The sequence below is a fragment of the Paraburkholderia caffeinitolerans genome (assembly GCF_902859945.1).
In the GTDB taxonomy this organism is placed as follows: Bacteria; Pseudomonadota; Gammaproteobacteria; order Burkholderiales; family Burkholderiaceae; genus Paraburkholderia; species Paraburkholderia caffeinitolerans.
Window position 1 is genome coordinate 134,422 of record NZ_CADIKL010000002.1, and the last position, 12,646, is coordinate 147,067.

The window sequence follows — 12,646 nt, forward strand, 5'->3', positions numbered from 1 at the left end:
GTGCCGGGGCGCGTCGCTTACACAACGCCAACGCCCAGATAGCGGTCCTTGACCGCATGATCGGCAGCGAACGCCGCGTTGCTGCCTTCGTAGACAATCACGCCTTGCTCGATGATGTAATGCCGGTCGGCAAGCTGCGTGCAGACTTCGAGATTCGGCTCGACGAGCAGGATCGCCACGCCCGAAGTCTTGATCTGCTTGAGTTGATCGACGATCTCCTCGACGATCACGGGCGCGAGCCCTTCCACGGGCTCGTCCAGCATCAGAAGGCGCGGATGGTTCATCAGCGCGCGCCCGATCGCGAGCATCTGCTGCTCGCCGCCCGAGAGCTGCCCGCCGCCGTTCGTGCGCCGCTCCTGCAGGCGCGGAAAGATGCGATAGATGTCGGCGAGTTGCCATGGCGAGGCCTTGCGCGCGGCAAGGCGCAGGTTCTCCTCCACAGTCAGCAGCCGGAAGATGCCGCGATGCTCGGGCACGAAGCACAGCCCGGCCGCCGCAATGCGATGCGGCGGCTGCCCGCCGATGGCCTTGCCCGCGAACGACACGGTGCCGCCGCGCGGCGCGACCACGCCCGCAACCGTCTTGAGCGTGGTGGACTTGCCCGCGCCGTTGCGGCCGAGCAGCGTGACCGTTTCACCCTCGTTCACCTGCAGCGACACGCCCTGCAGAACGTGGCTTTTGCCGTAATACGCGTGGACCTCACGCACGTCGAGCATCATGCGCGGCCTCCCGTGATCATGTTGCCGAGATAGGCGCTGCGCACGCGCTCGTCGCCGCGAATCGCGTCGGGCTTGCCTTCCACCAGCACGCGGCCCTGCTGCATCACCGTGATGGTGTCGGAGATGTCCATCACGATGCCCATGTTGTGTTCGATTAGCACTACCGTGTATTCGTCGCGCAGGCCGCGAATCAGCGCCTTCATGTCGTCGAGATCGTCGACGCCCATGCCCGAAGTGGGTTCGTCGAGAAACACGGCGCGCGGCCGCGCCGCCAGCGCCATGCCCACCTCCAGACGCCGCTGCTGGCCGTGCGAGAGCACGCCAGCGGCCGTATCGGCGAAACGCTGCAACGCGAGGCGCTCCAGCACGCGCTCCACCGTTTCCGTATGGGCGAGCGCGCCGCGCGGCGGCGTCCACGCATTGAGCGCGCGACGCGATTGCACGCCCTGCGCTGCCACGCGCAGGTTCTCGCGCACGCTCAGGTTCTGGAACAGGCTCGTCACCTGGAACGAACGGGCGATGCCGCGCCGCACGCGCTTGTAGTCGGGCTCGCGCGTGATGTCGTGGCCATCGAACACGATGGTGCCCGCCGTGATCGGCACCGTGCCCGTGAGCACGTGAAACAGCGTGGTTTTGCCCGCACCGTTGGGGCCAATCACCGAATGCACCGTGCGCGGCGCAATGCGCAGATCCACGCCGGAGAGCGCCGTGAACTTTCCGTAGCGCTTGACGATGCCCGTGGCGTTGAGAATCGCTTCGCTCATTGCGGCTCCTTACCCTCTGCACTCGCAGGGCTCGCGGGCGCATCCGTGCTTTCGCCACCGCGGTCGTCCGTACGACGCAAGCCCGCCGCAATCCGCTCGCCCAAGCCCCACAAACCGCGCTGCATAAAGAGGCTCACGGCGATCAGCACGAGGCCGAGCAGCAACAGCCAGCGCGGCCACAGGGTCGAGAGCCAGTCGGCGGCCAGCACGTAGAACGCCGCGCCGATCACCGAAGCGAACAGGTTGTCGCTGCCGCCAATCACGGTCATCAGCAGGATCATCTCGCTCGTGTGGTAGTCGATGTTGGAGAGCGGCGCGATGCCGGTCATCATCGCGTGCAGGGCGCCCGCGAGACCCGTGACCGCGCCCGAGATCACGAACGCCATGAGCTTGAAACGGCTCACGTGATAACCGGCGGCGCCCGCGCGCGCCTCGTTGTCGCGAATGGCGAGCAGCGTGCGCCCAAACACCGAATTCGAAACGCGCACCATCAGTGCGAACACGACGATGAACACCACCGCCACGAAGCCGTAGTATTGCCACGGCGTGTCGAGCGAAACGAGCGTATGCGCTCCGAGCGAAAGAGCGGGACGCGGAATGTCGAGCAGGCCGTTGTCGCCGCCTGTCACATCGGGCATCGAGTACGCGAGAAAATAGAAGAGCTGGCCGAACGCGAGCGTCAACATCACGAAATAGGTGCCCCTCTGTCGAATGGAAAACCAGCCGACGAGCGCCGCCGCGATCGCACCCAGCACGCTCGCCACCGCGAGCGCCGCGAACACGGAAGGCACCCCGTGAGTGAGCACGAGACCTGCGGCGTAGCTGCCGAGGCCAAAGAAGCTCCCCTGGCCGAACGAGAGCAGCCCCGTGTAGCCAAGCAGCAAATTGCAGCCGAGCGCCGCAAGCGCGAACACCAGTACTTCGGTCGCGAGCGAGCCCGAGCGCATCGTGAGCGGCAGCGCACCCGCCACCACGATTGCAAGCAATACGTAGCGGTAACGATGCAGCATGCCCATCGGCCCGCTCGCGTCTTGCGCGCGGGCGGCGGCGGCAAGCTTGGTCGATTCGATCATGTGGCTCTCCCGAGCAGTCCGTTCGGGCGCAGCAGCAGCACCGCCGCCATGGCCACATAGATCATCAGTTGCGCGCCCTGCGGCCAGATCGTGCTCATCAGGCTTTGCACGATGCCCACCAGCAGGCCGCCCACGAGTGCGCCAAGAAAGTTGCCCATGCCGCCCACCACGACCACCACGAAGGCCACGCTCAACGCTTCGAGGCCCATGAACGGATCGACCCCGCGAATGGGCGCAGCCAGTACGCCCGCGAGCGCCGCCGTGGCCGCGCCGAGCGCGAACACGAGACTGAATACGCGCGTCACGTTAATGCCGAGCAGCGAGACCATCTCCGAGGACTCGCTGCCCGCGCGCACCGCACTGCCGAGCCGCGTGCCTTCCAGCACCCACCAAAGCAGCGCGGCGAGCACGGCAGTGAAGCCGATCACGAAGAGGCGATACTTCGGATAAACGAAGCTGCCCCAGATGACCACGCCGTTGAGTATGTCGGGCACGGCCACGTTGTCGCCGAGCGGCCCCCACGCGAGGATCGCGCACTCCTGGATCACGAGCGCGAGGCCAACCGTGGCGAGAATATGGAACTCGTGATGATGTGCGTAGATGTGGCGCAGCACGAGCTTTTCGACGATCCACGCGAGTACGCCCACCACGAGCGGTACAACCGCGAGCGAGAGCCAGAAGCTGCCCGACCATTGCAGCGTCTGATAGCAGAAGTACGCGCCAAGCAGATAAAACGCGCCATGCGCGAAGTTCACGAAGCGCAACAGACCGAAGACAATCGAAAGGCCAACCGCCAACAGGAAATACAGCATGCCGACACCGATTCCATTGATGATCTGCAGCAGATAGACATTCATGGCATGCGTAGCGCAAGAGTGACGGTCGTGCACGCGGCAGGCCTGCCGCGCGCGTCTTACCTCATATGAAACTGAGGATTCCGATGGATGGGGGTGGCTCGCGATGGACCGATCAGGCCATCTTGCACCCAGTCTTGTCGAGCGGCAGGAACGACTGGCCGGAGCTCACGATGTCCATGTAATCGTCGGCGTTCTTCATTTTGGACTTGGGCTTGCCCTTGAGCAGGTAGTAGTTCTTCAGCACCTGATGATCGCCCTTGCGGATCTCCTCGGGACCGGTGAGTCCGGCGTATTTCATGCCTTCGAGTGTCGCAATCACCTTCTTCGGATCGGTGTCGCCCGCCTTGATCATCCCGTCGAGCAGAATCTTCGTACCAATGTACGCCCCCGCGAGGCTATAGGTCGGATTCGACTTGTAGGCAGCCTGGGTGCGCTGCACGAGGTCGTGATTGAGCGGCGAGTCGATGCCGTGCCAGTACTGCGCGCCGAAATACACACCGTCGCACAGGTCCGCACCCAGCGCCTCGAACTGCTCGAGCCCCGAGGCCCACGCCATCAGTATCGTGCAGTTGTTCTTCATGCCGAAGCTCGCGGCCTGGCGCAGCGCATCGGACGACTGCGAACCGAAATTCAGCAGCAGCAGCACGTCGGGCTTGGCCGCCACGGCGTTGGTCAGATAGCCGCTAAATTCTTTTTCGGTGAGCGAGTGGTAGCTGTTGCCCACATGCTCGATGCCCTTCTCCTTGAACACGGCCTTCGCGGCGGAAAGCAAGCCGTCGCCGAACACGTATTGCGGCGTGATGGTGTACCAGCGCTTCGCCTTGGGCAGCATCTGAATAAGCGGGCGCACGGTCTGGTCGATCGCGCCGAAAGTCGGCACCGACCAGCGAAACGTACTGGTATTGCAATCCTTGCCCGTAATTTCGTCCGCACCCGCGGTCGTGAAGAACACGCCGCCGCTCTTGTCCACTTCCTTGCCCATGGCCAGCGCCTCGGAGGACAACACGCCGCCCACGAAATAGCGCACGCCCTTTTGCTGCTCGATCTCCTGCACGCGGCGCACCGCCGTGGCGGGCTGGCCTTGGGTGTCGAGCGTGGTGTAGCCGAGCGGCAGTCCGAGCACCTTGCCGTACTGGTTGACCACCAGCTTCATGCCGAGATCCGCGTATTTGCCATTGGCCGCGAATGGACCCGACATCGGCACGGGGCAGGCCAGTTGGAGGGACGACGCGGTTTGCGCGAATGCGCGCGTGGAGGAAAGGACGCCCAACGCGCCCGGCATGGCCGACAGCGCGGCCAGTTTCAACAGTTCTCGGCGATTCAAGTTGAGGCTCCTGGTAAGGAAACACATACGCGACGCGGTCGACTGCCAGGCGGTGGATACTATTTATCATGATAAATAGAATGAACCTGATCCTAGGTTTAACCCATTCGACTGTCAATCGGTCAAAATGCGAGTGCACGCACCCAACACGGAGTCTCGAAGATGATCACGAAGCGCGTCAGATCGGGGCCCGCCGGCGAAGTCAAGCAACCCGTCAAGCAGCCCAAACGCGGCGATCTCGTCGCCGAGGCCATCAAGCGCCTCATTACCGAAAAGGACCTGCGGCCCGGCGACCGCCTGCCGCAAGAAGCCGAACTGCAGCAGCTCTACTCGGTCAGCAAGGGCACGATCCGCGAGGCGCTCAAGTCGCTCGAAGTGCAAGGGCTCATCAAGGTCACGACGGGTCCAGGCGGCGGAGGCATGGTGGTGGAAGTGCCGCTCGACCGCACGCTTCAACTTCTGCAGAACTATCTATTTTTCAAGGACGTGTCGATCGACGATATTTATCAGGTGCGCCAGTCGCTGGAGCCCGAACTGGCGGCGGGCGCGGTCCCGCACCTGAGCGAAGACGATTTCGCTGCGCTCGAAGCGAACATCGAATGCTGCGACGGCGCAAGCGGCCCCGACGACCACAACCATCTCGTACGCCAGCGCCAGGAGGACATGACCTTTCACGACATTCTCGCAGAGGCGAATCCGAATCCGTTCCTGCGCTTCATTTGCGAATTGATCAACGAAATGATCCGGCAACTGATCGAATTCAGAAACGACACCCCGATCGCGGATCACCGGCGCTTTGGCGCGACAAATTCGAAGATTCATCGCCAGATCCTGCAGGCCGCGCGCGAGCGCGACGTGGAGCGCGTGCGCGCGCTGATGGTCGAACACATGACTGAAGCGCCGAAGCACGTCAAGCGCATGAAAGGCAAATTGCGCGGCCGGCTGATATTGGACTCGGAAATTCGCAAACGCACACGTGCGATCGTGGCCACTGTCGAGAAGGACGTGTAGCGCGCATTAGCGCGGCTTTATATCGATAGTTTAATCCGGGGTGCCTCCTGCGCGCCCCGCGCTCGACTCCCCCCCGCCCCCCAGACTCACGCTCCCGACATTGCCGCCCCCCTGCGCCCGATCAATAACAGTTAATGCCCGCCGTGATAACGTTTTCGATTAGAGACAGCGGCAGGAAATCGATACATCTCGTAGATTCCCACCGATCACGTTAGCAAAAAATTCTCGCCCTGCTGTTCTCGCGAGATTTCAAACTTAATAATCCGGATTTATAACTCGCACTCTCCTCTACGCGCATCCGGATTTTTTCATTCTGCATAACTGAATTATTAAAACCCGGGGAACAGATCGTGAACCACCCAGCCTTCCCGCGCGTTTTCACCGGCGCTCTGCCTTCACAAAAGTACCGCCCATTCCGTCTGCACTGGCGCCGCTCGCAGGAGGACCTCGCCGACCTGCTGTTCATCCAGCGCCTCGATATTCGCGAAGATCTGTGCGGCGGCATCGAAGGACACCTCTCCTGCATTTCCACCACGACCGGCGCGCCGCTTCACGCATTTTTAGGCCAGCCGGTCACGATCCAGATGGTCACCGACCAGAAAGCATTGCATTCGATCTGCGCCATCGTCACCGATGCCCAGGAGGGAGAATCCGATGGATCGCTCGCCACCTATCAACTGGTTATTCGCGATGCGCTGTCGATCATGGAGCGGCGCATCAATACGCGTATTTTCCGCACCCAGAGCGTCGTCGATATTATCCGCACGCTGGTGCAGGAATGGCGGCGCAAAAGCTCGACGCTGGGCACTACGTTCGATCTGGACACTTCGAATCTCGATGCGGCGAACTATCCCGTGCGCGAACAGACGCTCCAGTTCGACGAAAGCGATGCCAATTTCATCCGCCGCCTGTGCCGCCGCGAGGGCGTTGCCTGGTTTTTCCGCGCGGGCGACGGCCGCGAGAACACCGATCTCGCGCAGCAGCCGTTCCACACCCTCGTGCTGTTCGACAACGCCATCACGCTCAAGCAGGCCAGCGCGGGCAGCGTCCCCTACCATCCCGACGCGGCAACCGGCAAGCGCGACGCAATCACGCTCCTCGCGATGAATCGCCGGCTCGTGGCGGGCTCGATCCGGCGTGCAAGCTGGGACCTCAAACTCGGCAGGATCGACGAGGTGCGCGCGCCCACCCGGGTCGACCAGGGGCCGGCAGGCAACGATCTCGCGGCGCTGCTCTCCGATGCCCGGATCGATTCGCCCCATCTCGCCGATACCTCGAAAGACTACGATCGACTCGCCATCGCGCGGCTGCTGGCTCACGGCGCGCACTCGGCGGGCGTCAGCGGAGCGAGCGGCGTGCGCGACCTCCAGGTCGGATGCTGGGTCGAGGTGTCGGGACACCCGGAACTGGACCCGTTGCCCGAGCCGCAGCGGCGCATCGTGATCACGTCGCTGCATCACATCGGCGAGAACAACCTGCCGAAGGATCTGAACGAGCGCGCCCAGGCGCTGTTCGAAGCCAACCGCTGGAAGATGACCCGCGCGCCGCTTTCGGTCGACACATACGAACGACCCACGACGATCGACGGCTCGTCGCCGAGCCGCTACGAGAACACGTTCGGCGGCGTCCCGCGAGGCACGCCGCTGACGCCCGCCTACGATCCGCGCATCGACCTGCCGCGCGTGTACCCGATCACCGGGAAGATCGTGACGCCGGAGGGCGAGCAGGTCCACACCGACCCGTACGGGCGGCACAAGGTGCGGCTCCAGGGGCTCGACCCGGCGGACCACGCCCACGCCAAAGGCGCGGGCACGAGCGGCACGCCCTCGGACAGCGCCTGGGTGCGGGCGCTGTCGAACTGGGCCGGCGACGATTTCGGCCATCAGACGCCGCTGCGCGCCGGCATGGAAGTGCTGCTGGACTTCACCAACGGCGACCCCGACAAGATGTATATCGCGGGCGTGTTCAGCAACCGCGACAACATGCCGGCGACCTTCAGCGGCAAGGGATCGTTGCCGGGCAACCGCTATCTGTCGGGCATGCGCTCCCGCGAGATCAATGGCAAGCGGTACAACCAGCTCCGGCTGGACGACACGCCCTCGCAGATCAGCGCGCAGTTGAGCAGCCAGCATGCGGCGTCCGAACTCAATCTCGGGTATCTCACGCAACCGCGCGAGGACGGGCAAGGTGCTCATCGTGGCGAAGGCGCGGAGTTACGCACGGACGCCGCCGCTGCGCTGCGCGCCGCGCAAGGCATCCTGCTGACGACTTACGCCCGCAGCCAGGCGAGCGGCAATCAGCTCGATCGCGACGAACTCGTGCGCTTGCTCGGCGAGTGCACGGAGTTGTTCAAGGCGCTAGGCGATTACGCGGGGCAGCATGGCGGCCAGGCGATGGACACGGCGGGTCAAGGCGCGGTGACGTCGGCCTTCAAGGGCTGGCAGGACGCGGGCGGCGAGCCGCTGATGGCGCTCGGCGCACAGGCGGGCTTTGTGAATGTGACACCGAAGACGCATGTGACCTATGCGGGCGAGAACATCGATCAGGTCGCGCAGCAGCACGTTCAGATGACCGGCGGCCAGCGCATCAACCTGCAGGCGGGGCATGGGCTTGCGCTATTCACCCAGGCCGACGACATCTCGGCGGTCGCCAATCAAGGCAAGGTGAAATTGCAGAGCCAGGGCGACGACACGCAGATCGATTCCGCGAAGAACGTCCAGTTTACCGCCGCCGGCGGAAAGCTCACGAGCGCGGCCAGCGAGCAGGTGGTGCTGGTCACCTCGGGCGGAGCCTACCTGAAGCTGGACGGCAGCAACATCGAGCTCGGCTGTCCGGGCAATTTCACGGTCAAGGCCGCCGGTCATACGTGGAGCGGCCCCGCGAGCATGAGCGCCGATATGCCGCAGTTCGATCACGCGCCGCTGGGACGGGTGCCCAGGCTCGTTCGCGCATCGGACGGAGAAGCCGTGAGCGGCTTCGGCGCCGAACTCAGGAAAGTCTCCGCGGACCTGCTGAATCAGAAGACAGATGGCGCAGGCAAGCTGCCGCTCGTCAGCGGCAACCAGTTCGAGCAACTGGCGGCGCAATTCGTCAAGAAAAAGGTTTGAATATGACCGACCCGTTCCTGAATCCCGAGACCCCATCGCCAGACGCCTCACAATCCGGTGCGGCTCCGGCATCGAACGCGCCAGCTCAAGATTCGCCTCCGCGCATTATCGTGGGCTCGGGGCAAGGCCCGCTGCTTTTCGATATGAGCGAGCTGATCTGCGTGAAGCAGCAGCCGTTGCCAGGCGTCGTCATTTTCGTGCACGGCGTGAACTCCGAGGGCGAATGGTTCGAAGCCGCCGAGCAAGGGCTGTGCGAAGGCCTGAATCGCCGGCTCGCACGGCTGGACGACCAGATGAAGCACAAGGGCGTGGTCGGCGGACAGCTCTCGCCCGCCGCCTACACCGAAAGCCTGACGCCGGAAGGCTTTCTCAATCCGGACTTGCTTCCCGACAATTACATCAAACCCGATCCGTCGTTCTCGCCGGTCATTCACTTCCGCTGGGGCTACAAGGCTAGTCCAGAGGAACTGAAAGAGTACGGCGACAAGATCTTCCTGAACGAGCAGGACTATTGGGGCGGCGGCCCTTTCGTCAACGGCTGCTCCAGCTTGCCCGACCTGTGGCACGAGGGCCTCGACGACCGCATCTTCGGCTTCATTTCCGTGCAGGCCATGAATCCGACACAGCGCCCCATATACCGCACCCCGCCGCGCGGTTACGGCGTGCTGGCCGCGTTGCGGCTCGCGCGGCTCGTGCAGTCGATCCGGCAGAAGCAGGCCAATGTGCCCATCACGATCGTCTGCCACAGCCAGGGCAACATGGTGGGCCTCGCGGCCGCGTTCTTCGGCGATACATTCCCGGAGGTCCAGGATCCGTGGGGCAACGTGGGGCGCTGCGTCGCCGACGCATACGTGCTCGCGAACCCGCCGTACAGCGTCGCGAACACCGGCACCGGCCTGGAAAGCTGGTCGCAACGTGAAATCCGCGATGCCCAGAAACGGAATGGCCGCGAAACCTACGCGGCGCGCACCCAGACGTTGCGGGCCTTTCTCGACATCATCCGCGAGCGCACGGCATGCGAAATGCCCACCGAAAAGGTCGACGAGGACATGGCCAACACGCGCACGTCGGAATCGGGCGGCAAGCCGTACACCGCCGCAGCGGACCGCGCCGCTCACGGCCTGAACGGCTACACCTACGGCCGGGTGACGCTGTACTGCTGCCCGCACGACCAGGTGATTTCGGCCTCCACGGTTCAGGGCATCGGCTGGCGCGGGCTGGGGCGCGTCGATGCAAAAGACCCGCGCGATGCGATGCCCAATGACGAACTGGCCGATATCGGCGCGCAGGGGGTGTTGACCCAGCGCGTCTTCGCCACCGGCTTCAGGGTGGGCGAGTACGCCGACTATCGCTACTGGGAAAACGACTGGCGCTACGACAGGGGCCGGACGCCGGGGTTCTGGTTTCCGCCTTCGCCGCCGGCCGAATTCGGCATCAAGCGGGCGTTGAGCGCCAACGAGAACTACGTGGCGAAGCTCGCCACCACCGCGACCGCACCGCTGCTTTACATCGTGACGCTGGCGACGTCGGCGTTCAGGCTGTTTCCGGTCAACGCCGATCCGCCGAAGGACTGGGTGGTCACCGCCGATGCGCCGCCGCTCGACGACCCGTTCCCGCCGCAGGCCCTGCGCTACGGCAAGCCGGTCCACATCAGCGATGGCGAAGGAGTCCATAGCGATTTCAACGAAGGCAACGATCCGCCCGCCGCGGCCCGGAATGCGTACAAGCAGGACAGGAAGGGCGACGACCCCTACGACAACTACCAGATCAAGCAGGACGACCAGGCGGCGGCCGGCAATGTCGGCAGCGAGGCGTCGCAGCGCTACGAGGACCACGCGATCCTGCGCATGCGCGTGCGCGCCGACCGCAATTCATCGTGGATCGATGGCGACGGCAACGTGACTGGCGAGGACGGCAAGAGCGCGATGCCCGAGGGGTACGCGCAGTGGCGCAACGAGCAGGTCACGCAGATCCTGGACGGCGGCCAGAACAACAACCCGACCAACCACTCGACGATCATGACGAACCCGATGCACGCGAAAAAGGCGCTCGCGTACGACGTGGCAATCGGGTTGTGCTACCTGTCGCCGGAGCAGATGGTCGCGTTACGGATCGAGGCGGACTGGCGGTTTGGGAAGGGAATGGATAAGACAAATCCCAACAAGAAGTACTGGGAATATTTCGACAAAGGGACTATGGGCAAACACTCGCTGAACCAATGGCTCGCGAATGACGAAGAGGGGCGTCGACCCGAGAAGATCGTCGACGAACGCGAAGGCCAGTTCTATCTGAGACTCGGAGCCGTGTTATGAGCAGGCTGATTTCGACGTGGCAGCGCAGGCTGACCCTCGCCGTACTGGTGATGATCCTGGGGGCCGTCATCATGTTCGTGTGGGGTATGGAAACCGGCGACGCGCCGGCCTCCGAATTGACTACAGGTGAGTGGATGAAACGACTGATTGCAATCCCCGTCTTGATGGCTATCGCGACGTTCTGCTTCACGACGGTCGCCATGATGCCAGCGCCCGCCCGGGCCGCCACACCCGATGCTGGCACCCCGCAGGCGAATGCCACGAAACCCTTCATGGCGCAGGTCATCGGTGTCGAATGGTTGAATCCGCTACAGCGGCGCGACTACCCGACTGAGTGGCAAATCCTTTGGGCCATGGGGCTGGTCAAGCCGAACAGGAACGACGACATGGTGCGGACCAAGCCGCAAAAGTACTCGACGCTCCAGTCGATCGGCGCGCTTGCCTACGGCAACCAAGGTTCGGAAACTTTCGACGGCTTCTACGAGAAATATGTGTACGAGTTGCTCGGAAAGTTCGGCACCCGCTACGTGATGAACGCGAAATACTTTTACACGGTCAAGCCCGACAACCGGAAGGACTGGCGGGAACTGGCGGGCATTCATGTCGAGTTCGCGATTCCGGAGCGACTGGATCCGCTTGAGGCCGAGACCTTTTTGCGCAACGAAATCATCGGTAGATTCTGGATCGGAAACGACGAATTCACCAGCCTCTGGAGCCGCGACACGCCCCCCGATGTACACATCACCCCCGGCGGTGCAAACGCCGGCTTCACCTCGCTGAACAACGCACTGGACTACCTCCAGGCGAACCCCGACAAAAGCGTCTGGGTGATGAACTGGGACGCCCCGAGTTTTCCGCCGAAGGACGGCCAGCTTAACGAGAACATGGTGCTGCTATTCCTCGCAGGCCCGGAGATGAAAACCAAGCGCGCCCCGCTCGCCTGGATCGGCCGCGCAGCCACGGGCAACGTTCAGGATTTCGAAAAGAAAGCGGGCACGACGCGCGCGATCGAGGCATGGAAGGCAACGATCGCAGCAGCCGCGCACAACGCGAACGTATCGATACCCGATATCCAGTACACGATTCACGATGCTGGCAAGGGCACCGACGCGTCCTCTTCACGCATCGGCTCGCTCGGCCGCACCCTGACCGAGACGATGGTGGAGTTCGACTTCCAGAAGCAGACCTTCAACACCCCGGAACTGCTCGGCGAGATGGGCGCCGGCACGGCACTCACCGACGTGGTGCTGGCGATCGGCCGTGCGAACCATCTGGGCGAAACCGTGCTCGTGGCCGGCACCACGAACGCCGAACATCCCGTCGCGGTCGTCGTGACACCCCCGCCGCAGATCGTGCAGATCGATCCAGACGCGGACTGGTTTCGCGCACGCGGCGAGAACAACGCCTATCTGCCGTGGTGGGGCCGCCGTTACGACACACAGTACGGCCAGCAAGGCTGGTCGTGGTGAACCCGGAGCG

Annotated in this window: 9 protein-coding genes; 4 read left to right on the top strand and 5 right to left on the bottom strand. The window is 63.6% G+C overall.

All coding sequences use genetic code 11. From position 1 onward, the window contains the following. Positions 1 to 17 precede the first annotated feature (17 nt). From HV773_RS02240 to HV773_RS02260, 5 genes are all read right to left on the bottom strand, one after another. Positions 18 to 719, bottom strand: a complete 702-nt coding sequence (locus HV773_RS02240) for an ABC transporter ATP-binding protein (RefSeq protein WP_129564372.1) — start codon at positions 717 to 719, stop codon at positions 18 to 20. Continuing rightward, a complete protein-coding gene (locus HV773_RS02245) occupies positions 716 to 1,483 on the bottom strand; it encodes an ABC transporter ATP-binding protein (RefSeq protein WP_129564373.1) in 768 nt (255 codons plus the stop codon). Before HV773_RS02245 ends, HV773_RS02240 begins: the two co-directional genes overlap by 4 nt. Then, positions 1,480 to 2,499, bottom strand: coding sequence for a branched-chain amino acid ABC transporter permease (locus HV773_RS02250; protein WP_227875538.1), 1,020 nt, complete (start codon positions 2,497 to 2,499; stop codon positions 1,480 to 1,482). The genes HV773_RS02245 and HV773_RS02250 overlap by 4 nt, the downstream gene beginning before the upstream one ends. 53 nt (positions 2,500 to 2,552) lie before the next feature. Next, positions 2,553 to 3,413: a branched-chain amino acid ABC transporter permease gene (locus tag HV773_RS02255; RefSeq protein ID WP_129564375.1), complete on the bottom strand. Its 861-nt coding sequence runs from the start codon at positions 3,411 to 3,413 to the stop codon at positions 2,553 to 2,555. A gap of 112 nt (positions 3,414 to 3,525) precedes the next feature. Next, positions 3,526 to 4,737, bottom strand: a complete 1,212-nt coding sequence (locus HV773_RS02260; protein ID WP_129564376.1) for an ABC transporter substrate-binding protein — start codon at positions 4,735 to 4,737, stop codon at positions 3,526 to 3,528. Between the two features lie 162 nt (positions 4,738 to 4,899). On the opposite strand from HV773_RS02260, the gene HV773_RS02265 reads away from it, so the two are divergent. The 4 genes from HV773_RS02265 (at position 4,900) to HV773_RS02280 (ending at position 12,636) form a co-directional block, all read left to right on the top strand. After that, a complete protein-coding gene (locus tag HV773_RS02265; RefSeq protein WP_129564377.1) occupies positions 4,900 to 5,748 on the top strand; it encodes a FadR/GntR family transcriptional regulator in 849 nt (282 codons plus the stop codon). Between the two features lie 350 nt (positions 5,749 to 6,098). Beyond that, positions 6,099 to 8,855 carry a type VI secretion system Vgr family protein gene (locus HV773_RS02270; protein WP_246282180.1) on the top strand — a complete coding sequence of 919 codons (2,757 nt, stop codon included), beginning with the start codon at positions 6,099 to 6,101 and terminating at the stop codon, positions 8,853 to 8,855. 143 nt (positions 8,856 to 8,998) lie between these two features. After that, positions 8,999 to 11,167 (top strand): T6SS effector phospholipase Tle3 domain-containing protein, encoded by a 2,169-nt coding sequence (locus HV773_RS02275; protein ID WP_227875480.1) that lies wholly within the window; start codon positions 8,999 to 9,001, stop codon positions 11,165 to 11,167. After that, positions 11,164 to 12,636 (top strand): virulence factor, encoded by a 1,473-nt coding sequence (locus HV773_RS02280; RefSeq protein WP_175194174.1) that lies wholly within the window; start codon positions 11,164 to 11,166, stop codon positions 12,634 to 12,636. Before HV773_RS02275 ends, HV773_RS02280 begins: the two co-directional genes overlap by 4 nt. Positions 12,637 to 12,646: the final 10 nt, after the last annotated feature.

What these genes read in the sequence shown, in the direction of transcription:
- HV773_RS02240 (WP_129564372.1), bottom strand. Translation starts at nt 719, where the DNA reads ATGATGCTCGACGTGCGTGAGGTCCACGCGTATTACGGCAAAAGCCAC.
- HV773_RS02245 (WP_129564373.1), bottom strand. Translation starts at nt 1,483, where the DNA reads ATGAGCGAAGCGATTCTCAACGCCACGGGCATCGTCAAGCGCTACGGA.
- HV773_RS02250 (WP_227875538.1), bottom strand. Translation starts at nt 2,499, where the DNA reads ATGGGCATGCTGCATCGTTACCGCTACGTATTGCTTGCAATCGTGGTG.
- HV773_RS02255 (WP_129564375.1), bottom strand. Translation starts at nt 3,413, where the DNA reads ATGAATGTCTATCTGCTGCAGATCATCAATGGAATCGGTGTCGGCATG.
- HV773_RS02265 (WP_129564377.1), top strand. Translation starts at nt 4,900, where the DNA reads ATGATCACGAAGCGCGTCAGATCGGGGCCCGCCGGCGAAGTCAAGCAA.
- HV773_RS02275 (WP_227875480.1), top strand. Translation starts at nt 8,999, where the DNA reads ATGAGCGAGCTGATCTGCGTGAAGCAGCAGCCGTTGCCAGGCGTCGTC.
- HV773_RS02280 (WP_175194174.1), top strand. Translation starts at nt 11,164, where the DNA reads ATGAGCAGGCTGATTTCGACGTGGCAGCGCAGGCTGACCCTCGCCGTA.